22 protein-coding genes are annotated in these 26,370 nt (G+C 71.9%); 12 read left to right on the top strand and 10 right to left on the bottom strand.

The genetic code is table 11. From position 1 onward, the window contains the following. Positions 1–70: 70 nt before the first annotated feature. From mmsA to iolC, 5 genes are all read right to left on the bottom strand, one after another. On the bottom strand, positions 71–1,582 hold the full coding sequence (gene mmsA, locus ACZ67T_RS25805) for a CoA-acylating methylmalonate-semialdehyde dehydrogenase (protein WP_469987241.1): 1,512 nt from the start codon (positions 1,580–1,582) through the stop codon (positions 71–73). A 42-nt stretch (positions 1,583–1,624) separates the two neighbouring features. Beyond that, the gene (gene iolD / locus ACZ67T_RS25800; RefSeq protein ID WP_469987240.1) at positions 1,625–3,493 is read right to left on the bottom strand and encodes a 3D-(3,5/4)-trihydroxycyclohexane-1,2-dione acylhydrolase (decyclizing); all 1,869 of its coding nucleotides are present in this window, start codon (positions 3,491–3,493) and stop codon (positions 1,625–1,627) included. Then, the gene (iolB, locus tag ACZ67T_RS25795) at positions 3,490–4,299 is read right to left on the bottom strand and encodes a 5-deoxy-glucuronate isomerase (RefSeq protein WP_469987295.1); all 810 of its coding nucleotides are present in this window, start codon (positions 4,297–4,299) and stop codon (positions 3,490–3,492) included. Before iolB ends, iolD begins: the two co-directional genes overlap by 4 nt. 30 nt (positions 4,300–4,329) lie before the next feature. Continuing rightward, a complete protein-coding gene (locus tag ACZ67T_RS25790; protein WP_469987238.1) occupies positions 4,330–5,217 on the bottom strand; it encodes a Cgl0159 family (beta/alpha)8-fold protein in 888 nt (295 codons plus the stop codon). A gap of 62 nt (positions 5,218–5,279) precedes the next feature. Then, entirely contained in the window at positions 5,280–6,263 is a 984-nt protein-coding gene (iolC, locus tag ACZ67T_RS25785) for a 5-dehydro-2-deoxygluconokinase (protein WP_469987236.1), read from the bottom strand. 142 nt (positions 6,264–6,405) lie between these two features. Between iolC and ACZ67T_RS25780 the strand changes: the two genes are divergently transcribed. The 3 genes from ACZ67T_RS25780 (at position 6,406) to ACZ67T_RS25770 (ending at position 8,456) form a co-directional block, all read left to right on the top strand. Next, positions 6,406–7,308: a sugar phosphate isomerase/epimerase family protein gene (locus ACZ67T_RS25780; RefSeq protein ID WP_469987234.1), complete on the top strand. Its 903-nt coding sequence runs from the start codon at positions 6,406–6,408 to the stop codon at positions 7,306–7,308. Between the two features lie 270 nt (positions 7,309–7,578). Next, positions 7,579–7,776: a helix-turn-helix transcriptional regulator gene (locus ACZ67T_RS25775; protein WP_469987230.1), complete on the top strand. Its 198-nt coding sequence runs from the start codon at positions 7,579–7,581 to the stop codon at positions 7,774–7,776. Between the two features lie 98 nt (positions 7,777–7,874). Beyond that, positions 7,875–8,456, top strand: a complete 582-nt coding sequence (locus tag ACZ67T_RS25770) for a GNAT family N-acetyltransferase (RefSeq protein WP_469987229.1) — start codon at positions 7,875–7,877, stop codon at positions 8,454–8,456. A gap of 16 nt (positions 8,457–8,472) precedes the next feature. Here the strand turns inward: ACZ67T_RS25770 and ACZ67T_RS25765 are convergent, their stop codons facing one another. Next, positions 8,473–9,507 (bottom strand): zinc-dependent alcohol dehydrogenase family protein, encoded by a 1,035-nt coding sequence (locus ACZ67T_RS25765; protein ID WP_469987228.1) that lies wholly within the window; start codon positions 9,505–9,507, stop codon positions 8,473–8,475. Positions 9,508–9,666: 159 nt separating this feature from the next. On the opposite strand from ACZ67T_RS25765, the gene ACZ67T_RS25760 reads away from it, so the two are divergent. The 3 genes from ACZ67T_RS25760 to ACZ67T_RS25750 all read left to right on the top strand — a co-directional run bounded on the left by ACZ67T_RS25760 (position 9,667) and on the right by ACZ67T_RS25750 (position 13,644). Continuing rightward, positions 9,667–10,617, top strand: a complete 951-nt coding sequence (locus tag ACZ67T_RS25760; RefSeq protein ID WP_469987227.1) for a PrsW family intramembrane metalloprotease — start codon at positions 9,667–9,669, stop codon at positions 10,615–10,617. 116 nt (positions 10,618–10,733) lie between these two features. Continuing rightward, positions 10,734–11,051 carry a heavy-metal-associated domain-containing protein gene (locus ACZ67T_RS25755; RefSeq protein WP_469987293.1) on the top strand — a complete coding sequence of 106 codons (318 nt, stop codon included), beginning with the start codon at positions 10,734–10,736 and terminating at the stop codon, positions 11,049–11,051. A 91-nt stretch (positions 11,052–11,142) separates the two neighbouring features. Then, on the top strand, positions 11,143–13,644 hold the full coding sequence (locus ACZ67T_RS25750) for a heavy metal translocating P-type ATPase (RefSeq protein WP_469987225.1): 2,502 nt from the start codon (positions 11,143–11,145) through the stop codon (positions 13,642–13,644). A 577-nt stretch (positions 13,645–14,221) separates the two neighbouring features. On the opposite strand, the gene ACZ67T_RS25745 is transcribed toward ACZ67T_RS25750, so the two are convergent. The 3 genes from ACZ67T_RS25745 to ACZ67T_RS25735 all read right to left on the bottom strand — a co-directional run bounded on the left by ACZ67T_RS25745 (position 14,222) and on the right by ACZ67T_RS25735 (position 18,588). Then, the gene (locus ACZ67T_RS25745) at positions 14,222–15,511 is read right to left on the bottom strand and encodes a citrate synthase (protein WP_469987223.1); all 1,290 of its coding nucleotides are present in this window, start codon (positions 15,509–15,511) and stop codon (positions 14,222–14,224) included. 134 nt (positions 15,512–15,645) lie between these two features. Further along, complete coding sequence (recD2, locus tag ACZ67T_RS25740; RefSeq protein WP_469987221.1) at positions 15,646–17,949, bottom strand: SF1B family DNA helicase RecD2; 2,304 nt, start codon at positions 17,947–17,949, stop codon at positions 15,646–15,648. Positions 17,950–18,003: 54 nt separating this feature from the next. After that, positions 18,004–18,588, bottom strand: a complete 585-nt coding sequence (locus ACZ67T_RS25735; RefSeq protein ID WP_469987220.1) for a hypothetical protein — start codon at positions 18,586–18,588, stop codon at positions 18,004–18,006. A gap of 283 nt (positions 18,589–18,871) precedes the next feature. Here ACZ67T_RS25735 and ACZ67T_RS25730 point away from each other — a divergent pair, with 283 nt between their 5' ends. The 6 genes from ACZ67T_RS25730 to ACZ67T_RS25705 all read left to right on the top strand — a co-directional run bounded on the left by ACZ67T_RS25730 (position 18,872) and on the right by ACZ67T_RS25705 (position 25,545). Next, positions 18,872–19,945 carry a LacI family DNA-binding transcriptional regulator gene (locus ACZ67T_RS25730; protein ID WP_469987219.1) on the top strand — a complete coding sequence of 358 codons (1,074 nt, stop codon included), beginning with the start codon at positions 18,872–18,874 and terminating at the stop codon, positions 19,943–19,945. Next, positions 19,942–21,531: a sugar ABC transporter ATP-binding protein gene (locus tag ACZ67T_RS25725; RefSeq protein ID WP_469987217.1), complete on the top strand. Its 1,590-nt coding sequence runs from the start codon at positions 19,942–19,944 to the stop codon at positions 21,529–21,531. Before ACZ67T_RS25730 ends, ACZ67T_RS25725 begins: the two co-directional genes overlap by 4 nt. Then, positions 21,521–23,467 carry an ABC transporter permease/substrate-binding protein gene (locus ACZ67T_RS25720; protein WP_469987216.1) on the top strand — a complete coding sequence of 649 codons (1,947 nt, stop codon included), beginning with the start codon at positions 21,521–21,523 and terminating at the stop codon, positions 23,465–23,467. Before ACZ67T_RS25725 ends, ACZ67T_RS25720 begins: the two co-directional genes overlap by 11 nt. A gap of 84 nt (positions 23,468–23,551) precedes the next feature. Further along, positions 23,552–24,451 (top strand): ribokinase, encoded by a 900-nt coding sequence (locus ACZ67T_RS25715; protein ID WP_469987291.1) that lies wholly within the window; start codon positions 23,552–23,554, stop codon positions 24,449–24,451. After that, a complete protein-coding gene (gene rbsD / locus ACZ67T_RS25710; protein ID WP_469987214.1) occupies positions 24,448–24,837 on the top strand; it encodes a D-ribose pyranase in 390 nt (129 codons plus the stop codon). The genes ACZ67T_RS25715 and rbsD overlap by 4 nt, the downstream gene beginning before the upstream one ends. Before the next feature lie 243 nt (positions 24,838–25,080). Further along, positions 25,081–25,545 (top strand): DUF937 domain-containing protein, encoded by a 465-nt coding sequence (locus ACZ67T_RS25705; RefSeq protein WP_469987212.1) that lies wholly within the window; start codon positions 25,081–25,083, stop codon positions 25,543–25,545. Between the two features lie 21 nt (positions 25,546–25,566). Here ACZ67T_RS25705 and ACZ67T_RS25700 read toward each other — a convergent pair whose 3' ends face one another. Further along, entirely contained in the window at positions 25,567–26,364 is a 798-nt protein-coding gene (locus ACZ67T_RS25700; RefSeq protein ID WP_469987289.1) for a sugar phosphate isomerase/epimerase family protein, read from the bottom strand. Positions 26,365–26,370: the final 6 nt, after the last annotated feature.

Raw genomic sequence — 26,370 nt, 5'->3', positions numbered from 1 at the left:
TGCAGAGGTGCACGCAGAGGTGCCCCGGCCGCGCTGCACAGCGGCCGGGGCACCTGGTGCTGCTGTGACCTCAGTGGTTGCGCGGGAAGCCCAGGTCCACGCCCGCGGGGGCGTCGGACGGGTCGGGCCAGCGCGTGGTGACGACCTTGCCGCGGGTGTAGAAGTGCGTGCCGTCGTTGCCGTAGATGTGGTGGTCGCCGAAGAGCGAGTCCTTCCAGCCACCGAAGGAGTGGTAGCCCACCGGCACCGGGATCGGCACGTTCACGCCGACCATGCCCGCCTCGATCTCCAGCTGGAAGCGGCGGGCGGCGCCGCCGTCCCGGGTGAAGATCGCGGTGCCGTTGCCGAACGGCGAGGCGTTCATGAGCGCCACGCCCTCCTCGTACGTGTCGACGCGCAGCACGCACAGGACCGGGCCGAAGATCTCGTCCCGGTAGGCCTTGGCGGTCGTGGGGACGCGGTCGAGCAGGGAGAGGCCGATCCAGTGGCCGTTCTCGTGGCCCTCGACCGTGTAGCCGGTGCCGTCGAGGACGACCTCGCAGCCCTCGGCCGCGGCGCCGGTGACGTAGGACGCCACCTTGTCGCGGTGCGCGGCGGTGATGAGCGGGCCCATCTCCGAGGTCGGGTCGTTGCCGGGGCCGATCTTGATCTTCTCGGCGCGGTCCTTGATCTTCGCGACGAGCTCGTCGGCGACGGAGCCCACGGCCACGACGGCCGAGATGGCCATGCAGCGCTCGCCCGCGGAGCCGTACGCGGCGGAGACCGCGGCGTCGGCGGCGGCGTCCAGGTCGGCGTCGGGCAGGACCAGCATGTGGTTCTTGGCGCCGCCGAGCGCCTGCACGCGCTTGCCGTTGGCGGAGGCGGTGGTGTGGATGTGCCGGGCGATCGGGGTCGAGCCCACGAAGGAGACGGCGGCGACGTCCGGGTGCTCCAGGAGGCGGTCCACGGCGGTCTTGTCGCCGTGCAGGACGTTGAAGACGCCGTCGGGCAGGCCGGCCTCGGAGAGCAGCTCGGCGATCTTCATGGACGCCGACGGGTCCTTCTCCGACGGCTTCAGCACGAAGGTGTTGCCGCACGCGATGGCGAGCGGGAACATCCACATCGGCACCATGGCCGGGAAGTTGAACGGCGTGATGCCGGCGACGACGCCGAGCGGCTGGCGGATCGACGACACGTCGACGCGCGAGGCGACCTCGGTGGACAGCTCGCCCTTCAGCTGCACGGTGATGCCGCAGGCCAGGTCCACGATCTCCAGGCCGCGGGCGACCTCGCCGAGCGCGTCCGAGTGGACCTTGCCGTGCTCGGCGGTGATCAGCTCGGCGATCGCGTCGCGGTTGGCGTCGAGCAGCGCGCGGAACTTGAAGAGGATCGCCGTGCGCTTGGCGAGGGACGAGGTGCCCCACGTCGCGTACGCGGCCTTGGCCGAGGCGACCGCGGCGTCGACCTCGTCGACGTCGGCGAAGGCGACCTGCGTCGTGACAGCGCCGGTCGCGGGGTCGGTGACCGGGCCGTAATTGCCCGAGACACCCTCGACGGTCTTCCCGCCGATCCAGTGGTTGACGGTCTTGACGTCGGTCGTCATGAGGGCAAGCTCCTTTGGGGTCCTACGGGTGTTTCGGGTGTTTCACAGCCGGCGGCGCCGAGCGGTGACGTGCCGGTCGTACTCCTCGCGGGCCTCGACCGCCGACGGTCGCGTCGCTGTCTCGGCCACGGGCACATCCCACCATGCCTGCGCGGGGGGCGCGCCCGACACTGTGTCTGCCGTTTCGGTCTCCACGTAGACACATGTGGGACCGTCCGCCGCGCGTGCCGCCGCGAGGGCTTCCCGCAGATCACGGACGGTTTTCGCGCGCAGCACCGTCATGCCGAGGCTGGCCGCGTTGGCCGCGAGGTCGACGGGCAGCGGGGCGCCCGTGTACGTGCCGTCGGCGGCCGGGAAGCGGTAGCCCGTACCGAACCCCTCGCCGCCCACGGAGGCCGAGAGGCCGCCGATGGACGCGTACCCGTGGTTCTGCAGGAGGACCACTTTGACCGGAATGTTCTCCTGGACGGCGGTGACGATCTCGGTCGGCATCATCAGATACGTGCCGTCGCCGACGAGCGCCCACACGGGCCGGCCCGGCGCGGCGAGCGCGACCCCGATCGCGGCCGGGATCTCGTAGCCCATGCAGGAGTAGCCGTACTCGACGTGGTACTGGTCGCGCGACCGGGCGCGCCACAGTTTGTGCAGGTCACCGGGGAGCGAGCCGGCCGCGTTGATCAGGATGTCGTCCTCGGTGACGAGTTCGTCGAGCGCGCCGAGCACCTGCGGCTGGGTCGGGTGCACCAGGTCGTCGTCGGCCGCGAAGCAGGCGTCGACGCGGTACTCCCACCGCTCCTTGTCGTCGGTGTACTCCATGACGTAGGAGGGCTCCGCGCGGTGGCCGCGGAGCCCCGCCGTGAGCTCCCCCAGGCCGGTGCGGGCGTCCGCGACCAGCGGCAGGCCCGCCATCTTGTGGCTGTCGAAGGCCGCGATGTTGAGGTTGAGGAAGCGCACGGAGCCGGTGCCGAAGAGAGTGCCGGACGCGGTCGTGAAGTCGGTGTAGCGGGTGCCGACGCCGATGACGAGGTCGGCGGTGCGGGCGAGTTCGTTCGCGGTCGCGGTGCCGGTGTGGCCGATGCCGCCGACGTCCGACGGGTGGTCCCAGCGCAGGGAGCCCTTGCCGGCCTGGGTGGAGGCGACGGGGATGCCGGTCGCGTCGGCGAACTCCTGCAGCGCCTCCTCGGCGCGGCTGTGGTGGACACCGCCGCCCGCGACGAGCAGCGGCCTGCCCGCGGCCCGCACCGCGCGGACGGCCTCGTCCAGCTCGCGCGGGTCGGGCGCGGGCCTGCGCACGCCCCACACCCGCTCGTCGAAGAACGCGTCGGGCCAGTCGTACGCCTCGGCCTGCACGTCCTGCGGCAGCGCGAGGGTGACCGCGCCCGTGTCGACCGGGTCGGCGAGGACGCGCATCGCGGCGAGGACCGCGGGGATCAGGGCCTCGGGCCGGGTGATGCGGTCGAAGTAGCGGGAGACGGGGCGCAGGCAGTCGTTGACCGACACGTCGCCCGCGTAAGGGACTTCGAGCTGCTGGAGGACGGGGTCCGCGGGCCGGGTCGCGAAGGTGTCGCCGGGCAGCAGCAGGACGGGCAGATGGTTGACGGTGGCGAGCGCGGCGCCGGTGACGAGGTTGGTGGCGCCGGGCCCGATGGACGTGGTCACGGCCTGCGCCGAGAGCCGGCCGCTCTGCCGGGCGAAGCCGACGGCCGCGTGCACCATGGCCTGTTCGTTGCGGCCCTGGTGGTAGGGCATGTCGTCGGCGTACTCCAGGAGCGCCTGGCCGATCCCGGCGACGTTCCCGTGCCCGAAAATGCCCCAGGTCGCGTCGATGAGGCGGCGCCGCTCGCCGTCACGCTCGGTGTACTGCCGGGACAGGAACCGCACGAGGGCCTGTGCTGTGGTGAGCCGCGTCATCGGTATCCCTCCGTCAGGTGATCGGGGTGGAAGCAGATCCGCCACTCCCGTTCCTCGCCCGGTCCCGCCATCACGTTCAGGTAGTACATCGTGTGTCCCGGCTGCGCGATCGACGGGCCGTGCCACCCGTCGGGGACGAGGACCGCGTCGCCCGTACGGACCTCGGCGAGCAGGTCGGTGCCGCCGGGCCTGGACGGCGAGACGCGCTGGTACCCGTACCCGCCGGGCCCCTCGATCTCGAAGTAGTAGATCTCCTCCAGCTCGGTCTCGACGCCCGGCCGGTGCTCGTCGTGCTTGTGGGGCGGGTACGAGGACCAGTTGCCGCCGGGTGTGATCACCTCTACGGCGATGAGCTGGTCGCACTCGAAGGCGTCGGCGGACGCGAAGTTGCGCACCTGGCGGGCGCTGGTGCCGGTGCCCCGGTGCTCGAGCGGAACCTCCGGCGCGGGGCCGTAGCGGGCGGGGAGCTGACGCTCGCACTTCGCTCCTGCCAGGGCGAAGCGGCCTCCCGCGCCGGAGGCGATCTGCGCATGGGCGTCGCGGGGCACGTACGCGAAGTCGCTGACCCCGCCGAACACGCTCTCCCGGCCCAGCAGTTCGATGATCCGGCCTTCTGTGCGCACCGTGCAACCACCCGACAGGGGCAGCACAATCCATTCACTCTCACCGGTGTCCAGGTCGTGGGTCTGTCCGGGCCCCAGTTCGATCACTCGCAGCCCCGCGCGGGACCAGCCGGCCCGCTCGGGGCCGACGGACAGCGCGTAGGGCCCGTCGGCGGCGCTCCCCCACGGCAGGTACGGGTTCATGGGGTCCTTCGCGTTCGTCACCGTCTCCTCCTACAGCAGCGACGCGGCGGTGTCGACCGCGCCCGCCACATCCCCGTCGGCCGGGTAGAGGAGCGAACGCCCCACCACCAGGCCCTGAACGGTGGGCAGTTGGAGCGCGTGCCGCCACTTCTCGTACGCCGCGTCCTGGTCGCCCCCGACATCGCCGCCGAGCAGCACCGCGGGCAGCGTCGAGGTCTCCATGACGCGCGCCATGTCGTCGGGGTCGTCGGTGACGGGCACCTTGAGCCAGGTGTACGCGGAGCTGCCGCCGAGGCCGGAGGCGATGGCGATGGACGTGGTGACGGCCGCCGCGCTCAGGTCGCTGCGCAGGGTCCCGCGCGCGGGGTCGCGGTGGCACAGGAACGGCTCGACGAACACGGGCAGGCGGAGCGCCGCCATCTCGTCGACGGCGCGGGCCGCGGACTCCATGGTGCGCAGCGAGCCCGGGTCGTCGTAGTCGATGCGCAGGAGCAGCTTGCCGGCGTCGAACCGCAGCCGGTGCAGGTCCGCGGGCCGGTGTCCGGTGAACCGGTCGTCGAGTTCGAAGGAGGCCCCGGCGAGCCCGCCCCGGTTCATCGAGCCGAGGACGACCTTGCCGTCGAGCGCGCCCAGCAGGAGCAGGTCGTCGAGGATGTCGGCGGTGGCGAGCACCCCGTCGACGCGGGGCCGCGACAGGGCTAGGCAGAGCCGCCCGAGGAGGTCGGCGCGGTCGGCCATGGCGAAGGGCCGCTCCCCCACGGAGAGGGCGCCGCGCGCGGGGTGGTCGGCGGCGACGATCAGGAGACGCCCGGCGTCGTGCGTGATCAGCGGCCTGCGCTCCCGCCGCGCCGCCGCCTCGGCGACGGCCTCGGGATGATGGGCCCGCAGCCGCACCAGCTTCAGGGGATCCACGCTCACACCCCGGCCGCTCCGCTCGGGAACGTGTCCCGGACTGCTCGTGCCGACCTTGCCCGCACGGCTCATCGGACCTCTCCCGCCGTGAGTGCGGCCTCTACCTCTTCGGGGGTGGGCATCGCCGACGAACATTCGAGGCGGGACGCGACGATCGCGCCCGCCGCGTTCGCGTACCGCATGACCTTCTCCAACTCCCAGCCGGCGAGCAGTCCGTGGCACAGGGCGCCACCGAACGCGTCGCCCGCGCCCAGCCCGTTGAGGACGTCGACGGGCAGTGGCGGCACCTCCGCGTACTCGCCGTCCGCACTCATGGCGAGCACGCCCTTGGGTCCTTGCTTGACGACGGCGAGGCGCACCCCGGCGGCGAGCAGCGCCCGGGCCGCGGCGGCCGGTTCGCGCTCACCGGTGGCGATCTCGACCTCGTCGACGTTGCCGACGGCGACGGTCGTGTGGCGCAGGGCCTCGGCGTAGAAGGGGCGGGCGGCCCCCGGATCCGTCCAGGCCGCACCTCCCCAGAGCACCGGCCGCCAGTCGAGGTCGAAGACGGTGATGCCCGCCTTCGCCCGGTGCGCCAGCGCGGCCAGAGTCGCCGAGCGGCTCGGCTCCTCGCTCAGCCCGGTCCCCGTCATCCAGAACACCCGGGCCGCCCTGAGGGCGTCCAGGTCGAGTTCGGCGGTGTGGATCTCCAGATCGGGCGCCTTGGGCAGGCGGTAGAAGTAGAGCGGGAAGTCGTCCGGCGGGAAGACCTCGCAGAAGGTGACGGGTGTCGGCAGGCCGGGCACGGGAGTGACCCAGCGGTCGTCGACGCCGAACTCCCGCAGCCGGCGGCGCAGATACTCCCCGAAGGGGTCCGCCCCGGTGCGGGTGACCGTCGCCGTGCGGCGCCCGAGCCGGGCCGCCGCCACCGCGACGTTCGACGAGGAGCCGCCCAGGAACTTGCCGAAGGTGTCCACCTCCGCCAGCGGCACGCCCGTCCGCAACGGATAGAGGTCCACGCCGATCCGGCCCATCGTGATGAGGTCGTACGGCTCGCCGGGACTGGGCTGCATACGGATTCCCTTCGGCGGGGCGCGCGCCCCTTCGGCGGTCTCAGGCTCAGGTCTAGCCCTGCCACAAGACCCTGTCAACATTTTGTCCGGACATTCGGACCACGTCTTGACACTCGTCCGCGGCGCCCTGAAGGCTGGCTCCATGACGACGATGTCACCCCGCATCCGCATCGGCTCGGCACCCGACTCCTGGGGCGTGTGGTTCCCCGACGACCCCCGCCAAGTCCCCTGGCGGCGCTTTCTCGACGAGGTGGCCGAAGCGGGCTACGAGTGGATCGAGCTCGGCCCGTACGGCTATCTGCCCACGGACCCGGCCGTGCTCGCCGAGGAGACGGGACGGCGCGGCCTGAAGGTCTCGGCGGGCACCGTCTTCACGGGCCTGCACCGCGGCCCCGGCGTCTGGGACGCGACATGGGAGCACGTCTCGGCCATCGCCGACCTCACGCGCGCGACCGGCGCCGGGCATCTCGTCGTCATCCCCGCGTTCTGGCGCGACGACAAGACGGGCGAGGTCATCGAGGACTCCTCGCTCACCGCGGCACAGTGGCGCGACCTGACCACGCAGACCGAGCGGCTCGCCCACGAGGTCCGCGAGCGGTACGGCCTGCGGACCGTCGTCCACCCGCACGCCGACACGCACATCGACTCCGAGGAGAACGTCGCCCGCTTCCTCGACTCCACGGACCAGGACCTCGTCTCCCTCTGCCTCGACACGGGCCACTACGCGTACTGCGGGGGCGACAGCGTCAAGCTCATCGAGACGTACGGCGAGCGCATCGGCTACCTCCACCTCAAGCAGGTCGACCCGGCCGTGCTCGCCGGAGTCCGCGCGGGCGGGATCCCGTTCGGGCCCGCCGTGGCGCGCGGCGTGATGTGCGAACCCCCGGCCGGGGAGCCCGCGCTGGAGCCCGTCATCGCGGCGGCCCGGCGTCTGGACGTCGATCTCTTCGCGATCGTCGAGCAGGACATGTACCCGTGCGAGCCGGACCGCCCGCTGCCCATCGCCCGCCGCACCAGGGGCTATCTGAGGTCGTGCGGGGTGTAGCGGTACGGGGATTCCGCAGGGGGCCGGTCACCCCCGCGCAGGCGCCTGCCACGCGCCGCGAATGCGTCACTCGCGTCACAAACACTCGCTTCCTGTCACACATGTCCCGTATACGCGGGTCTTGCGTCACACCCCGTCGACAGCCCCTCGCCTCCGCTCCGGGCGGGTCGTTGTCCGGGCACAGGCTGACTGATCGCCAGCGATCGCGCCGCAGCTCCCCCGCCGGCCACCCCGAGCCGCCGCTGCGGCACCCGCAGCAAGGAGCCACAGATGACCGACCGAAGGCTCTGGTCGTACAAGGACATCGCCGCGCACATCCGGGTCCAGCCGGGCACCGTGCGCTCGTACCGCAAGCACGGTCTGCTGCCCCCGCCGGACCACGTGGAGGCGGGAAAGCCGTACTGGTACGCGGACACCGTCCGCGCCTGGGTCGCCTCCCGCCCCCGTAACCGCGGCCTCAGTCAGTGACCACCGCACCGGCGCCGTCCCGCACGCATGCCACCGCGCGGGGCGGCGCCCGCGTTATTCGATTGCCGCGCGCGGCCGGCGCTCCGGACAATTCCCGGATGACTCAAGAACCCCTGGCCGCCGGCTTCTCCGTCAAGCCGGTGCTGACCGGCGAAATAGCCGTCCTGCGGCCGTTCACCGCCGCGGACGCGGACACGATGGCCGAGATCATCGACGACCCGGAGGTACGCCACTTCACCGGGGACCCGTCGAACGAGCTCACTCTGGACTTCCTGCGCACCTGGTACGGCTCGCGCTCCGCGCAGCCCGACCGCCTCGACCTCGCGGTGACCGACCGCGCCACGGGCCGACTCGTCGGTGAGGTCGTCCTCTACGACTGGGACCCGGACCACCGCAGCTGCACCTTCCGCACGCTCGTCGGCCCCGCGGGCCGCGGCCGGGGCATCGGCACCGAGGCGGTCCGCCTCATCGTGGGCCACGGCTTCGAGCGCCTGGGCCTGCACCGCATCGCCCTGGACCTCTTCAGCCACAACCACCGGGCCCGCCGCGTCTACGAGAAGGCGGGCTTCGTCGAGGAAGGCGTGGCCCGGCAGTCGGTACTGCGCGACGGGCAGTGGTACGACTCGACACTGATGTCGGTACTGGCCCCGGAGTGGGCGGAGCACGGCGGGCGGCCCTGACCAGGGGTCAGAGGGCTCAGGCCCACGGCTCGATGATCGTCACGCCCGCGCCCGGCGCCGTGCCCATCGCTTCGAGCGCCGCGGGTGCAGCGTCCAGGGTGATCGTGGAGGTGACCAGGAGGTCCGGGCGCAGCACCCCGGCACGGACCATCTCCAGCATCTGCGGATAGGCGTGCGCGGCCATTCCGTGGCTGCCGAGGAGTTCGAGTTCGAGGCCGATCACCCGGCTCATGGGGACGACCGGGTCCTGCGGCAGCAGGCCGACCTGCACATGGCGCCCCCGGCGCCGCAGGCCGCCCACCGACGCGGCGCACGTGACCGCAGAGCCGAGCGCGTCGAGCGACAGGTGCGCGCCGCCGCCGGTCAACTCGCGTACGGCGGCGGCCGTATCGGGCACCTCGGAGGCGTTCAGGCAGTGGGCGGCGCCGAAGGTGCGGGCGAGGTCCAGTGCGGCGGGCGAGACGTCGACCGCGACGACCCGCGCCCCGCTCGCCGCCGCGATCATCACGGCGGACAGGCCGACGCCTCCGCACCCGTGCACGGCGACCCACTCGCCGGCGGTCACCCGGCCCTGCGCGACGACGGCGCGGAACGCGGTCGCGAAGCGGCAGCCGAGCCCCGCCGCCGTCGCGAACGACAGCTCGTCCGGTACGTCCACCAGGTTCACGGCGGCGTGGTCCAGGGCGACGTACTCGGCGAAGGAGCCCCAGTGCGTGAAGCCGGGCTGGGTCTGGCGCTCGCACACCTGGTGGTCGCCGGCCGCGCAGGACGCGCAGGTGCCGCAGGCGCACACGAACGGGACGGTGACCCGCTCGCCCGGCCGCCGGTCCGGCACGTCGGCGCCCACCGCCTCGATCACTCCGGCGAGTTCGTGCCCGGGGACGTGCGGCAGCCGGACATCGGGGTCGTGGCCCATCCAGCCGTGCCAGTCGCTGCGGCACAGCCCCGTCGCCTCGACCCGTACGACGACGCCGTGCGGCGCGGGCACCGGATCGGGCACCTCCCGGACCTCGGCTCGCTCCCCGAACTTCTCGAACACCACAGCCCGCATCGCCCTCGCGCCTCACTTCCGACTGGCCGACACCCGACCGGACGAACGTAACCCCCGGCCCGGTCACCACGCCTGCGCCCCTGCTCCAACTCACGGTGCGACAAAACGAACAACTACGTAAACTCCGTCACAAATCTTCCCCACTCAGAGGGAATTGCCGTGACTCCAGCACAGCCGCCCGGCGCGCCCCGAGCCCGCATCCCCGGCCCCAAGCGGCCCCCGCCGTCCGTGCCGCGGATCCGGGCGGGACTGTGGAAGCGCTGGCTGTGGGGCGGACTCGCCCTGTGGACCCTGATCGCCGTCGTCACGTTCGCGACCAGGAACACCACGCCGCTGCCGACGCTGACCCTGCTCGGCAGCTTCCTCGCCCCGGGGGCCTTCGTGCTGTGGGCGTACGAGCGGCACGCGCGCGACCTGGGCGTGAGCCTGGTGCTCGGCTGCTTCGCCGCCGGCGGCGCCCTCGGGGTGCTCGGCGCCTCGGTCACGGAGTACCGCCTGCTGCACCCCTCGCCGTGGATGTCCGTCGGGGTCGCCCTGATCGAGGAGGCGGTCAAGCTCGCCGCCCTGATGTACGTGCTGCGCACACAGCCCCGGGTGCGCGGACCGCGGGCGGGACTCGTCCTCGGCGCTTCCGTCGGGTTCGGCTTCGCCGCCTTGGAGAGCGCGGGCTACGCGCTCGACGCGGCCGTCGGCACGTGGGGCATCGACCTGCGCTCACTCCTGGAGACGGAGGTGCTGCGCGGGCTGCTCGCACCGTTCGGGCACGGCCTGTGGACGGCGATCTCCGGCGCCGTCCTGCTGGCGTTCCGCAGGCCGAACGGGCGCTATCGCTTCGCGGCGCCGGTGGTGTTCACGTGTCTGGGCGTCTCCTTGCTGCACGCTCTGTGGGACTCCATGCGCGGCATCGCCCTCTGGACAGTCGCCCGGCTCACCGACACGGACCTGCCCCTCACGCTCTTCGCCGAGGGTTACTTCCCGCAGCCGACCGGCACCCAGAAGCACCTCTTCACGCTCTTCTCGGTGGGCGGTCTCGTGCTCGTCTCGCTCGCGGGGACCGCCTGGGTACGGTCACTCGCCCGCCACGGCAGCCCTTGGAGAAATACCCCCTAGGGGTATACAGTCGTGAGGGTCAGGAGGTCCCGGGGACGCCCTGGCACCTCACTCGCACGGTACGCCGCATGCCTGCGCAGACCGGGACGCACGCGGCCTTCGACAAGGAGAACGACATGAGCGCCCAGACCGAGCTCCCCCAGATCGGCACCGAGTCGACCGGTTCCTGCTGCTCGCCCAGCGGTTCGTGCCACTCGGACGCCGCCGCGAGCGCCGAGGGAGCCGTCACCACCGTGTACCGGGTGACCGGCATGACCTGTGGCCACTGCGAGGGCGCCGTGTCGGACGAGATCTCCGGCCTTGCGGGCGTCATGTCGGTGAAGGCCGTGGCCTCCACGGGACAGGTGACCGTGGTCTCCGCGGCACCCCTCGACGAGGAGGAAGTCCGGGCCGCCGTCGACGAGGCGGGCTACGAGCTGGCCGGCGGGGCCTGAGACTTCAGGGAGCGCCGGGCCGCCCACCACGGCCCGGCGCCCGTGGTCGTACGCTCGGCGGTAGTCCCGTACGCCCCTGGAAAGAACCACGATGACCACGCCCACGGACACCACGGCCGGGCCGCTCTCCGAGGTGGAGCTCGCCGTCGGCGGGATGACCTGTGCCTCCTGCTCGGCCCGTATCGAGAAGAAGCTCAACCGCCTCGACGGCGTGACGGCGACGGTCAATCTCGCGACCGAGAAGGCGAAGGTCGCGTACGCGCCCGGGGTCGAGGTCGCCGACCTGGTCGCGACGGTGCGGAAGCTCGGGTACACGGCGGCGCCGGTGGCCCGGGAGGAGCCGGTGGTCCGGGAGGAGCCGGTGGTCCGTGAAGGGCCGGTCGTGCGCGAGGAGCCGGCCGTTCTCGAGGAGGCGGCCGTTCTCGAGGAGGCGGCCGTTCTCGAGGAGGCGGCCGTTCTCGAGGAGGCGGTCGAAGCCGCTGCGGACGGTCGTCCGGGCGGGGCCCGCGATGTGCTCCCGGTCGAGGCCCGCACGGAAACCCGGGGCGGAACCTGCGCCCAACCCGAACCCGACCCCACGGCCCCGCTGCGCCGGCGCCTCGTCGTCTGCGCGCTGCTCTCCCTGCCCGTCGTCCTGCTGGCGATGGTGCCCGCCCTCCAGTTCGACAACTGGCAGTGGCTCTCCCTCACCCTCGCCGCCCCGGTCGCCGTCTGGGGCGGGCTCCCCTTCCACCGCGCCGCCTGGACCAACGCGCGGCACGGCGCGGCCACCATGGACACGCTCGTCTCCGTGGGGACGCTCGCCGCGTTCGGCTGGTCGCTGTGGGCCCTGTTCCTCGGCGACGCCGGGAGGAGCGGGATGCGGCACGGCTTCACGTTCGCCGTCGACCGCGCCATGGGGTCTCCCCTGCTCGGGCGAAGCCGGGAGCTCGGGGATGCCTCGTCCACCATCTACCTCGAAGTCGCCGCGGGCGTCGTCACCCTGATCCTGCTCGGCCGCTATCTGGAGGCCCGCTCCAAGCGCCGCGCCGGCACCGCCCTGCGCGCCCTGCTCGAACTCGGCGCCAAGGACGTCGCCGTACTGGACGCCTCGGGCGCGGAAGTGCGCGTACCGGTCGGGCGGCTGAGGCCCGGCGACCGGTTCGTCGTGCGGCCCGGCGAGAAGATCGCGACCGACGGCACCGTCGTCGAGGGCACCTCGGCCGTCGACGCCGCCCTGCTCACCGGCGAGTCCGTGCCGACGGACGTGACCGTCGGCGACGCCGTGACCGGCGCGACGGTGAACGCGGGCGGACGGCTCGTCGTCGAGGCGACCCGCGTCGGCGCCGACACCCAGCTCGCCCGCATGGCGCGCCTCGTCGAGGACGCGCAGACCGGCAAGGCCGAGGTACAGCGCCTCGCCGACCGGATCGCCGGCGTGTTCGTGCCGGTGGTGTTCGTCATCGCGCTCGGCACGTTCGCCGGGTGGCTGCTCGCCACCGGTGAGGTGACCGCCGCGTTCGCCTCGGCCGTCGCCGTCCTGATCATCGCCTGCCCCTGCTCGCTCGGCCTCGCGACCCCGACCGCGCTCATGGTCGGCACCGGCCGCGGCGCCCAGCTCGGCATCCTCATCAAGGGGCCCGAGGTCCTGGAGAACACGCGCCGCGTCGACACCGTCGTACTCGACAAGACCGGCACGGTGACGACCGGCCGGATGACGCTCCAGGACGCGTACGCCGCCGAGGGCATCGAGGAGAAAACGCTGCTGCGGCTGGCCGGGGCCGTGGAGCACGCCTCCGAGCACCCCGTCGCCCGTGCCGTCGCGGAAGGCGCCGCCGAGCGGGCCGGAGCGCTGCCCGCCGTCAGCCGCTTCACCGCGCTCGCCGGGCTCGGCGTCCGCGGCGTGGTGGACCGGCGCGACGTGCTCGTCGGCCGGGAGCGGCTCCTCGCCGAGCACGGGATCGCCCTGCCGCCCGCGCTCGCCGCCGCCAAGACCGCCGCCGAGGCCGCGGGCCGTACCGCCGTCGCCGTCGCGTGGGACGGGGTGGCACGGGGTGTCATCACAGTTGCCGACGCGGTCCGCCCGACGAGCGCACGGGCCGTCGCGGAGCTGCGCGCGCTGGGCCTCACGCCGGTGCTCCTGACGGGCGACAACCGGATCGTCGCCGAGTCCGTGGCGCGGGCCGTCGGGATCGCCGAGGACGCCGTGTACGCGGAGGTCCTGCCGCAGGAGAAGGTCGACGTGGTCCGGCGCCTGAAGGCCGAGGGGCGCACCGTCGCCATGGTCGGTGACGGCGTCAACGACGCGGCGGCGCTCGCCACCGCCGACCTGGGCCTCGCGATGGGCACCGGCACGGACGCCGCGATCGAGGCGGGCGACCTGACGCTGGTGCGCGCGGACCTGCGCGTGGCCGCCGACGCGATCCGGCTCTCCCGCCGCACCCTCGCAACCATCAAGGGCAACCTCTTCTGGGCGTTCGGCTACAACGTGGCCGCGCTGCCGCTGGCCGCCGCGGGGTTCCTGAACCCGATGATCGCGGGCGCCGCGATGGCGTTCTCGTCGGTCTTCGTGGTGACGAACAGCCTCCGGCTGCGGACGTTTTCCCCGAGGTGAGGGCCCTTTTTCCGGAAGGACTTCACATCGCCCCTGCTCTGGCCCATCATTTAGATGTCTTCACATTCGCCTCACATCACAACCGCAGCATTCTCACGTCCGAACCTCGATCTACATATGGGGTCTCTTGCGCACGATCAGGACATATGCAAGAGACGCAGATCACAGTGATCCGAACGTAACCATTTGAGGTTCTCGTGAGTCTAAGGAGGCGATGCAGGAACGTCTTGGGGGGCGTTTCTGTGTTGACCGGGGCCGTCTTGGGGGACGGACCCGACCGCGTTGGCCGGGACACGTGCCACGGAGAGCTTGAGCGGCCCTCCCGTGTACGCGTCCCGGCAGACCGCACCACAGACGCCCGGACGGATCCCGTGGGGGGAATCCGCACCGGGACAAAGGAAAGCGCCCCGACTGCCGGCCCGTGGGGGGACTGGCAGCGGGGCGCTTTCCGCTTTCTCTTCACTTCTGCTCCCGCTCCATGCGGGGTGCGCCGCATACGGGGTGCGCTGCATGGTGTGCGGTCACGCAGCGCGGGCTGGACGGACCCGGGGGCGCGCCCCGGATCCCCGGCCGAGGATCAGCGGGCCTCGACGGGGACGAAGTCACGCAGGACCTCGCCGGTGTAGATCTGGCGCGGGCGGCCGATGCGCGATCCCGGCTCCTTGATCATCTCGTGCCACTGGGCGATCCAGCCCGGCAGCCGGCCGAGGGCGAACAGGACCGTGAACATCTCGGTCGGGAAGCCCATGGCCCGGTAGATGAGGCCCGTGTAGAAGTCGACGTTCGGGTAGAGGTTGCGCGAGACGAAGTACTCGTCGGAGAGCGCGTGCTCCTCCAGCTTGAGCGCGATGTCGAGCAGCTCGTCGGACTTGCCGAGGGCCGAGAGGACATCGTGCGCCGCGGCCTTGATGATCTTGGCGCGCGGGTCGAAGGACTTGTACACCCGGTGGCCGAAGCCCATCAGGCGGACGCCGTCCTCCTTGTTCTTCACCTTGCGGATGAAGGAGTCGACATCGCCGCCGTTGGCCTGGATGCCCTCGAGCATCTCCAGGACCGACTGGTTGGCGCCGCCGTGCAGCGGGCCCCACAGCGCGGAGATACCGGCGGAGATCGAGGCGAACATGTTCGCCTGCGAGGAGCCGACCAGACGCACGGTGGACGTCGAACAGTTCTGCTCGTGGTCCGCGTGCAGGATGAGCAGCTTGTCGAGCGCGGAGACGACGACCGGGTCGAGCTCGTACTCCTGGGCCGGCACGGAGAACGTCATGCGCAGGAAGTTCTCGACGTAGCCGAGGTCGTTGCGCGGGTAGACGAACGGGTGGCCGATCGACTTCTTGTACGCGTACGCCGCGATGGTCGGCAGCTTGGCGAGCAGCCGGATCGTCGACAGGTGGCGCTGCTGCTCGTCGAACGGGTTGTGGCTGTCCTGGTAGAACGTCGACAGGGCGCTGACCACGGAGGACAGCATCGCCATCGGGTGGGCGTCACGCGGGAAGCCGTCGAAGAACCGCTTGACGTCCTCGTGGAGCAGCGTGTGCCCGGTGATCTCGTTCTTGAAAGTGGAGAGCTCGTCGACGGTCGGAAGCTCGCCGTTGATCAGCAGGTAGGCCACCTCGGTGAAGGTGGAACGCTCGGCCAGCTGCTCGATCGGGTAGCCGCGGTACCGGAGGATGCCCTGCTCACCGTCGAGATAGGTGATCGCGGATTTATAGGCGGCGGTGTTGCCGTATCCGCTGTCGAGGGTCACCAGACCGGTCTGGGCCCGGAGCTTCCCGATGTCGAAGCCCTTGTCGCCGACGGTGCTGTCGATCACCGGGTAGGTGTACTCGCCATCGCCGTACCGCAGTACTACAGAGTTGTCGCTCACGTCATCCCTCACCGACGTAGTGCCTCTTCTTCGAGGTGCCCTGACTGTTCTCTACCATCCCCCACTTGGCCCAGCAGAGTGCACTCGGGGTCGACCATTGGGCCTATTCGCGGCACTGAGTGCCGCCAACCTGCTCATCCTGCCCCCTTCGCCCCGCTTCCGGAAAGCCCGTGTGACGTTTCCGACTCATTTGATCGATCGAAAGTTACCAAACCGAAGGATGTGCCCCCGGAGAGCCGGAAACGGAGCGCTGTGCAACGCCTTCCCGCGGAGACCGTGCGCACCGCCTGGCCGAGCGCTTTGCGTGAACCGACGAGCACCACCAGCTTCTTGGCCCGGGTCACCGCCGTATAGAGGAGGTTCCTCTGCAGCATCATCCAGGCGCCGGTCGTGACCGGGATCACGACGCACGGGTACTCACTTCCCTGGGAGCGGTGGATCGTCACGGCATACGCGTGAGCCAGCTCGTCCAGCTCATCGAATTCGTATACGACTTCCTCGTCCTCGTCGGTGAGTACGGTCAGCCGCTGCTCGTCCGCGTCGAGGGAGGTGACGACGCCGACGGTGCCGTTGAAGACGCCGTTCTCCCCCTTCTCGTAGTTGTTCCTGATCTGGGTGACCTTGTCGCCCACGCGGAAGACCCGGCCGCCGAAGCGCTTCTCGGGCAGGTCCGGGCGGGCGGGCGTGACGGCTTGCTGGAGCAGGCCGTTGAGGGTGCCGGCACCGGCCGGCCCGCGGTGCATCGGGGCGAGGACCTGGACATCACGCCGCGGGTCGAGGCCGAACTTGGCGGGGATGCGGCGGGCGGCGACATCGACGGTGAGCCGGCCCGCCTCCTCCGTGTCCTCCTCCGCGAACAGGAAGAAGTCCTTGAGGCCCTGGGTGAGCGGGTGCTGACCCGCGTTGATGCGGTGCGCGTTCGTGACGACGCCGGACTCCTGGGCCTGGCGGAAGATGCGGGTGAGGCGGACCGCGGGGACCGGGCTGCCGTCACCGAGCAGGTCGCGCAGCACTTCGCCCGCGCCGACGCTCGGCAGCTGGTCGACGTCACCCACGAAGAGCAGGTGGGCGCCCGGCGGCACGGCCTTGACCAGCTTGTTGGCCAGCAGGAGGTCCAGCATCGACGCCTCGTCGACGACGACGAGGTCGGCGTCGAGCGGCCGGTCCCTGTCGTACGCCGCGTCACCGCCGGGCTTGAGTTCGAGCAGGCGGTGGACCGTGGACGCCTCCGCGCCCGTCAGCTCGGCCAGGCGCTTGGCGGCGCGGCCCGTGGGGGCGGCGAGGACGACCTTCGCCCGCTTGGCGCGGGCCAGTTCGACGATCGAGCGGACCGTGAAGGACTTGCCGCAGCCGGGCCCTCCCGTGAGAACGGCAACCTTCTCCGTCAGGGCGAGCTTCACCGCCTCCTCCTGCTCGGGCGCGAGCTCGGCCCCCGTACGCCCCGCGAGCCAGGTCAGGGCCTTGTCCCACGCGACGCCCCGGAACGCCGGCATCCGGTCCTCGTCCGTGCGCAGGAGGCGCAACAGCTGGGCGGACAACGAGAGTTCGGCGCGATGGAAGGGAACGAGATAGACCGCGGTCACCAGCTCCTCCCCGCCGTCCGGGCCCGGCACCCGCTCCCGTACGACGCCCTCCTCCTCGCCCGCCAGCTCGCCCAGGCACTCGATGACCAGGCCCGTGTCGACCTGCAGGAGCTTGACCGCGTCGGAGATCAGCTGCTCCTCCGGCAGGAAGCAGTGGCCCTGGTCGGTGGACTGCGAAAGGGCGTACTGCAGGCCCGCCTTGACGCGTTCCGGGCTGTCGTGCGGGATGCCGACGGACTGCGCGATGCGGTCGGCGGTGAGGAAGCCGATGCCCCAGACATCGGAGGCGAGCCGGTAGGGCTGGTTCTTGACCACGGAGATCGACGCGTCACCGTACTTCTTGTAGATGCGCACCGCGATCGACGTGGACACCTCCACGCTCTGGAGGAAGACCATCACTTCCTTGATGGCCTTCTGTTCCTCCCAGGCGTCGGCGATCTTCTTCGTGCGCTTGGGGCCGAGGCCCGGCACCTCGATCAGGCGGCCCGGCTCCTGCTCGATGATGTCGAGGGTGTCCAGGCCGAAGTGACGGGTGATCCGGTCGGCGAAGACCGGGCCGATGCCCTTGACCAGGCCGGAGCCGAGATAGCGGCGGATGCCCTGGATGGTGGCGGGCAGGACCGTCGTGTAGTTCTCCACGGTGAACTGCTTGCCGTACTGCGGGTGGGAGCCCCAGCGGCCTTCCATGCGCAGCGACTCGCCGGCCTGCGCGCCGAGCAGCGCGCCGACGACGGTGAGCAGATCACCGCCGCCGCGGCCGGTGTCCACGCGGGCGACCGTGTATCCGCTCTCCTCATTGGCGTAGGTGATCCGCTCGAGAACCCCCTCGAGCACCGCCATCCCCGGGTTCGGCATGAGGTGACCGTACCGGTGGGGTCGGACACCGGGGGCCGGTGCCCTGATGACGGACTACAGGCCACCCATGGGTTCGATGTCCACCTTGACGGGTGTGCCCCAGACCCGCACCACCTCGTAGTCGGTGAAGGCGTGGACCAGGCGGTACGCCGAGGCCGCGCGGGGCTCCCTGCGCTGGGCCGCGAGATAGTGCTCGGCCTCCCTGCGGTCGTGCCGCGGGGTGCCGCACAGCTGCCACACCTGGCCGTTCCACTTCTCGGGGAGCCAGCGCTGCTGGGGCTGCGGGCGGTCCTCCCGGACGCCGTACCGCGACATCGACGGGGCGTCGGCCGCCTCGCCCTGCCGGGGTCTGGCGGGGTACGCGCCGTTGATCTCGGAGCGGCGGGCGACTCGGCGGCGGGTCTCGCAGAGGAGGCACAGGTCCTGCGCGTTCTCGTCGACCGGGCCCGTCGGGTGCTCCGGGCAGCGGGTGGTGGGCGCGTCGCCCGCGACGGAGTCCTCGACGAGGTCCAGCGCGCGCTTCACGTCCGCGCGCATCTCGTGGAGCTTGCTGTCGGGCGTGTCGGCGCTGAGGCCCTCGCCGTGCTCGCCGAGGAGGCGCAGGGCCCGGCCGAGCGCGGTGAGCTGTGCGTGGTTCACGGGCGTGTGCCCCTTCCGTGCGGGTTGCGTGGCTGACTCCGCCAGCGTCTCACGCACCACTGACACGGCCGTGCGACACCGGCCGCGAGGGCGACGTACATCACGATCCGGTCTCGACAAGCGGAACGGGGGTTGCCAAGAGCCCGTGTAATCGATTCCAATCCTCCGTGTAATCGATTCCATGACGGTGTCGGACCACGTCCCGGACCACGTGTCGGCCCCGTTGCGCACCAGGTGCCGGAACCCGTTCCGGACCATGCAGCCACAAGGAGGTGGTCCTGCGATGGCGAGCATCAAGGACGTCGCCGCGGCGGCGGGCGTCTCCGTCGCCACGGTCTCGCGGGTGCTGAACAGCCACCCGTCCGTGAGCCCGGACGCCCGCGCCCGCGTGCTCGGCGCCGTCGAGTCGCTCGGCTACCGCCCGAACGCCGTGGCCCGCTCCCTGCGCACCGCCCAGACCCGCACGCTCGGCCTGGTCATCAGCGACGTGCTCAACCCGTACTTCACCGAACTGGCCCGCTCCGTCGAGGAGGAGGCCCGTGCGCTGGGCTACAGCGTCATCATCGGGAACGCGGACGAGCAGCCCGACATCCAGGACCACCACGTACGCACGCTCGTCGACCGGCGCATCGACGGCCTCCTCGTCTCCCCCACGGACGGCGGCTCGCCGCTGATGCTGGAGGCCGCGCGGGCCGGTACGCCGATGGTCTTCGTCGACCGCTGGATCCCGGGTGTGGACGTGCCCGTGGTCCGGTCCGACGGGCGCGCCGCCGTGCGTGACCTCGTGGCCCATCTGCACGCCCTCGGCCACCGCCGCCTCGCCATCATCGCGGGGCCCGCCGCCACCACGACCGGCAGCGAGCGCGTCGAGGCGTTCCGCGAGGCGCTCGCCGCGTTCGGGATCGCGCTGCCCGACGCCTACATCGGGCAGGGCGACTTCCAGGCGGACAGCGGCCGGCGCGCGACGGAGCGCTTCCTCGCCCTGTCCGAGCCGCCCGAGGTCGTGTTCGCCGCGGACAACCTGATGGCGCTCGGCGCGCTCGACGCGATCAGGGCCGCCGGGCTGCGCGTCCCGCACGACATCGGGCTCGCGGCCTTCGACGACATCCCCTGGTTCGTGCACACCGACCCGCCGGTGACGGCGGTCGCCCAGCCGACCAAGGACCTCGGCCGGGCCGCCGTACGGGCCCTGATCGACCGCATCGAGGGCAGGCCCCCGCAGTCGGTGACGCTGCCGGCGCGTCTGGTCGTCCGCCGGTCCTGCGGCGAGGCGGGGACCTCTCAGGCCCGGACCCCGGCCCCCACGGCTCCCGCAGACACCCCCACCGCCACGACCTCAACGAGGAGGAACCCGTGAGCAACCCGGAAGAGCAGCCCGGCCAGGAGCCGGCCGACGAGCTGCTGCGCATCGAGGGGATTCGCAAGACGTTCCCCGGCGTCGTCGCGCTCGACAGCGTCGACTTCGATCTGCGCCGCGGCGAGGTGCACGTGCTGCTCGGCGAGAACGGCGCGGGCAAGAGCACCCTCATCAAGATGCTCTCCGGCGCCTACCGGCCCGACGCGGGCCGGATCGTCGTCGACGGCCGGGAGGCCCGCATCCACGGGGCGCAGGACGCCGAGCGTCTCGGGATCGCCACCATCTACCAGGAGTTCAACCTCGTCCCCGATCTGACGGTCGCCGAGAACATCTTCCTGGGCCGCCAGCCGCGCCGCTTCGGGATGATCGACCGCAAGAAGATGGAGGCCGACGCCGAGGAGCTGCTCCGGCGCGTCGGCCTGACGGTGTCGCCCCGGACCCGGGTGCGCGAACTGGGCATCGCCCGGCTCCAGATGGTGGAGATCGCGAAGGCCCTGAGCCTGGACGCCCGCGTCCTGATCATGGACGAGCCGACGGCGGTGCTCACCTCGGAGGAGGTCGACAAGCTCTTCGGGATCGTGCGCGCGCTGCGCGAGGACGGTGTCGGCGTCGTCTTCATCACCCACCACCTGGAGGAGATCGCCGCGCTCGGCGACCGCGTCACGGTCATCCGCGACGGCAGGAGCGTCGGCCAGGTCCCCGCGTCCGCCCCCGAGGCCGAGCTCGTACGGCTCATGGTGGGCCGCAGCATCGAGCAGCAGTACCCGCGCGAGCGGCCCCGGCTCGACGCCACGGACGCCCCGTTGCTGCGGGTCGAGGGACTGACCCGCGACGGGGTCTTCCACGACGTGCACTTCGAGGTGCGGGCCGGCGAGGTCGTCGGCATCGCGGGCCTCGTGGGCGCGGGCCGTACCGAGGTCGTCCGAGCCGTGTTCGGCGCCGACCCGTACGACAAGGGCACGGTCGAGGTCGCGGGCGCGCGGCTGCCGCGGCACGACGTGAACGCAGCGATGGCCGCCGGCGTCGGGCTCGTGCCCGAGGACCGCAAGGGGCAGGGCCTCCTCCTGGACGCCTCCGTCGAGGAGAACCTGGGCCTGGTCACCCTGCGTTCGGCGACCCGCGCGGGCCTGGTGGACCGCAAGTCGCAGCGCGTCGCGGCCGCCCGCATGGCCGAGCAGCTCGGCGTACGCATGGCCGGCCTCGGCCAGCATGTGCGCACCCTGTCCGGCGGCAACCAGCAGAAGGTCGTCATCGGCAAGTGGCTGCTCGCCGACATCAAGGTCCTCATCCTCGACGAGCCGACGCGCGGCATCGACGTCGGCGCGAAGGTCGAGATCTACCAGCTCGTCAACGAACTCACCGCGGCCGGGCACGCCGTCCTGATGATCTCCAGCGATCTGCCGGAGGTCCTCGGGATGAGCGACCGGGTCCTCGTCATGGCGCAGGGCCGGATCGCGGGCGAACTCGCGGCCGGCGAGGCGACCCAGGACTCCGTGATGGCGCTCGCCGTCAGCACCGCGGCATCCCCGTCTTCCCCGGCAACCACCCCCGAACACAATGAAGTGGAGGGCTCCCGTGGCCACTGACACGCTCAAGAGCAGCACGGCCGGCGCGGGTGGCCTGCGCCGCGTCCTGCTCGACAACGGCGCGCTGAGCGCCCTGGTCGTCCTGGTCATAGCGATGTCGCTGCTGTCCGGCGACTTCCTGACCACGCAGAACCTGCTGAATGTCGGCGTGCAGGCCGCCGTGACCGCGATCCTCGCGTTCGGCGTCACCTTCGTCATCGTCTCGGCGGGCATCGACCTGTCGGTCGGCTCCGTGGCGGCGCTGTCGGCGACGGTCCTCGCGTGGGCCGCGACCAGTGAGGGCGTCCCGGTGTGGATCGCCGTGATCCTCGCCGTCGTCACCGGTGTCGCCTGCGGATTCGTCAACGGCGCACTGATCTCGTACGGCAAGCTCCCGCCCTTCATCGCGACGCTCGCGATGCTGTCGGTGGGGCGCGGTCTGTCGCTCGTCATCTCGCAGGGCAGCCCGATCCCGTTCCCGTCGTCCGTCTCGCGGGTCGGGGACACGCTGGGCGGCTGGCTGCCGGTGCCGGTGCTCGTGATGGTCGTCATGGGGCTGATCACGGCGCTGATCCTGGGCCGTACGTTCATCGGCCGGTCCATGTTCGCGATCGGCGGCAACGAGGAAGCGGCGCGCCTGTCGGGTCTGCGCGTCAAGCGGCAGAAGGTCGTCATCTACGCCCTGTCGGGCCTGTTCGCCGCGGTCGCGGGCATCGTCCTCGCCTCGCGTCTTTCCTCCGCGCAGCCGCAGGCCGCGCAGGGTTACGAGCTGGACGCCATCGCCGCGGTCGTCATCGGCGGCGCCTCGCTGTCCGGCGGTGTCGGCAAGGCGTCGGGCACGTTCATCGGCGCGCTGATCCTCGCCGTGCTCAGGAACGGCCTCAACCTCCTTTCCGTGTCCGCGTTCTGGCAGCAGGTCGTCATCGGCGTCGTCATCGCGCTCGCCGTGCTCCTCGACACCGTGCGCCGCAAGGCGGGCGCGGCCCCGACGGCCACCGGCGCCGCGTCCGGACCGGGCGGCTCCAAGCGCAAACAGGCCGCCCAGTACACGATCGCGGCCGTCGTCGCCGCGGCGGTCATCGGCGGCATCTCCCTCTGGAACAACGGCTCTTCGGGTACGTCGGCCAAGCTCGGCCTGTCCGTCTCGACGCTGAACAACCCCTTCTTCGTGCAGATGAAGGCGGGCGCGCAGGCCGAGGCGGAGAAGGAGGGCGTCAAGCTCACGGTCACGGACGCCCAGAACGACGCGTCCCAGCAGGCCAACCAGCTCCAGAACTTCACCAGTGAGGGCATGAGCTCGGTCATCGTGAACCCCGTCGACTCCGACGCGGTCGGCCCGGCCGTGCGCGGCGCCAACAAGGCCGGCATCCCCGTCGTCGCCGCGGACCGCGGCGTCAACAAGGCGAAGACGGCCACGCTCGTCGCCTCCGACAACGTCGCGGGCGGCCGCCAGGCGGCGAAGACCCTCGCCGACAAGCTCGGCGGCAGCGGGAAGATCGTGATTCTCCAGGGCACGGCCGGCACCTCCGCCAGCCGGGAGCGCGGCCAGGGCTTCGCCGAGGGCATCAAGGCGTACCCCGGCATCAAGGTCGTCGCCAAGCAGCCCGCGGACTTCGACCGCACCAAGGGCCTCGACGTCATGACGAACATGCTCCAGGCCAACGCGGGCGTCGACGGTGTCTTCGCCGAGAACGACGAGATGGCCCTCGGCGCGATCAAGGCGCTCGGCTCCAAGGCCGGCAAGTCCGTCGCCGTCGTCGGCTTCGACGGCACGCCGGACGGCCTCAAGGCCGTCGAGGCGGGCACGCTGTACGCGTCCGTCGCGCAGCAGCCGAAGGAGCTCGGCCGGATCGCCGTGCAGAACGCGGTCAGGGCGGCGAAGGACAAGGAGGTCGCGCAGATGGTCAAGGTGCCGGTGAAGGTCGTCACCTCGAAGAACGTCGCGAGCTTCAAGTAACCGCCGCGGTTTTCGAGTGACCGGCCGGGGCGCCCGACCGGCCCGACGAGAACGCCCGTCCAGAACACGGAGAAAGTGACAGCGATGCAGGACTACGACCTGTTGGTGGTGGGGTCGGCCAACGCCGACCTGGTGACCGTCGTCGAGCGCCGCCCCGGCGCCGGGGAGACCGTCCTCGGCTCGGACCTCGCCGTCCACCCGGGCGGCAAGGGCGCCAACCAGGCCGTCGCCGCCGCGCGCCTCGGGGCCCGTACGGCGCTGCTCGCGCGGGTCGGCGACGACGGGCACGGGCAGCTGCTTCTCGACTCGATGAAGTCGGCGGGCGTCGACCCGGTCGGCGTCCTCGTCGGCGGGGCGCCCACCGGGGTCGCCCTGATCACGGTGGACCCGTCCGGGGACAACAGCATCGTGGTGTCACCGGGTGCCAACGCCCGCCTCACCCCGCAGGACGTCAAGGCCGCGGGCAAGCTCTTCCGGGCGTCGCGGGTGGTCTCGACGCAGCTGGAGATCCCGCTCGACACGGTCGCGGAGGTCGTACGGGCCCTGGCGCCGGGCAGCCGGTTCGTCCTCAACCCGTCCCCGCCCGCTCCCCTGCCCGCCGAAGTCCTCGCGGCCTGCGACCCGCTCATCGTCAACGAGCACGAGGCGCGGGTCGTGCTCGGCGCGGACGTCACCGGGGAGCCCGAGGACTGGGCGTCGGCGCTGCTCGCGCTCGGACCGCGCTCCGTCGTGATCACGCTGGGCGCCGAGGGCGCGCTGGTGGCCGACGGCACGGGGACGCGCCGTGTGCCGTCCGTCAAGGTCACGGCCGTGGACACGACCGGTGCGGGGGACGCCTTCACGGCGGCCCTGGCGTGGCGGCTCGGCGCGGGCGAGAGCCTCGCGGACGCGGCGGCCTTCGCGGCCCGCGTCGGCGCGGCGGCGGTCACGAGGGAGGGCGCGCAGGCGTCGTACCCGACGACCGCCGAGGTCGCGGCGCTGTGAGGAAGGCCGGAATACTCAACCGCCACCTGGCCGGCGCGCTCGCCGAGCTGGGCCATGGCGACGGCGTGCTCGTGTGCGACGCGGGCATGCCGATTCCGGCGGGGCCGCGGGTCGTGGACCTGGCGTTCCGGGCCGGTGTCCCGTCGTTCGCCGAGGTCCTCGACGGGCTCCTGGACGAGCTGGTCGTGGAGGGCGGGACGGCCGCCGCCGAGATCCGGGCCGCGAACCCCGGGGCCGCGGGGCTGCTCGCGGAGCGGCTGCCCGCGCTCGCCCTCGTCCCGCACGAGGAGCTGAAGGAGCTCTCGCGGGGCGCGCGGCTCGTCGTCCGTACGGGAGAGGCGCGGCCGTACGCGAATGTGCTGCTGCGCTGCGGGGTCTTCTTCTAGGCGGGTCCTGCTCGTGGGGTGTGGGCAGGTCCTGCGCGCCGTGCAGGCGCGCAAAAGGGGGCCCGGTCGGCGGACCGGGCCCCCTCACGCTTCCCTCCCCATCAGGACCCCCGCGATCCCCCCGGATCCCCCTCCAGAAGTCCTGATGCCACATACGACCCGCGAATCACGGAAAGGGTTGCACGGTCGGCCCGGAATCTTTTCGGGGTGCCGACACAGTGGGGCAGACGTAGCGTTTCGGGCATGAGCGAAAACACCGGATCCGCCGAACCCTCCCTGCAGGAGGACGTACTCGACGAGCTCGGCGACGACCGGCTGAGCGAGATCGCCGGGCTGCTCGGTACGGATGCGGCGGGCGCGCAGGACGTCGTGGGCACCACCGTCGCCGAGCTCTCGGGAGGGCTCAGGGAGAAGGCCACGGCCGATCCCCGGCAGGCCGAGGAGGTCCGGCAGGCGCTCGCCGAGACCGAGGAGCAGCGGCCGTTGCAGGGTGTCGCCACCCTCGGCGGGCTCGGCGGCCCGGCGGGTGGCGGCCTGATGGCCGGGATCCTGGCGAAGATGAGCCGGCCCGTCGCGACCGCCGTCGCGAAGAAGACGGGCCTGCCGCCCGCGACGGTGACACGGGTCATCGAGCTCCTGGTCCCGGTGGTGCTCGCGGTCTTCACCAAGCGGGCCGCGGGCAGGAAATCGGGCCGGGGCCCCCTGTAGGAGGCCGACCGCCCAAAGGACTCAGCCGGCGTGCCGCACGAAGCGGTCCGCCGTCTCCGCGAGCACCTCGCGCCCGTCGCGTGCCCACAGCCCGTCGTTGAACAGTTCCACCTCGATGGGGCCCGCGTATCCGGCGGCCTCGACGAGGCCGCGCCAGGCGCGCATGTCGATCGCGCCGTCGCCGATCTGGCCCCGCCCGTTGAGGACGCCCTCCGGCAACGGCGTGGTCCAGTCGGCCAGTTGGAAGGCGTGCAGCCGCCCGCCCGCCCCCGCGCGCGCGATCTGCGCGGGCGCTCGGTCGTCCCACCAGATGTGGTACGTGTCCACGCAGACGCCGACCTGCTCGGCGGGGAAGCGCTCGGCCAGGTCGAGCGCCTGCGCCAGCGTCGAGACGACGCAGCGGTCGGCGGCGTACATCGGGTGCAGCGGCTCGATCGCGAGCCGGACGCCCCGCTGGGCGGCGTACGGGCCGAGCTCCGCGAGCGCGTCGGCGATCCGCTCCCGCGCGCCGTGCAGGTCCTTGCTTCCTTCGGGGAGGCCGCCGGAGACCAGGACGAGGGTGTCCGTGCCGAGGGCCGCCGCCTCGTCGACGGCCGAGCGGTTGTCGTCGAGGGCCCGCATGCGCGCGTCCGGGTCGATCGCGGTGAGGAAGCCGCCCCGGCACAGCGTGGTGACGGCAAGCCCCGCGCCCCGTACGAGCTTCGCCGCGGCCTCGACCCCGTACGTCTGCACGGGCTCGCGCCACAGGCCGACACCCGGGACGTCCGACTCGGCGCAGGCCGCGACGAGTTCTTCGAGGCCGAGCTGCCTGACGGTCATCTGGTT

The sequence above is a fragment of the Streptomyces sp. NPDC107517 genome (assembly GCF_055582645.1).
The sequence above is the reverse complement of the archived record's forward strand: the minus strand, read 5'-3'. Positions and strand labels throughout refer to the sequence as shown.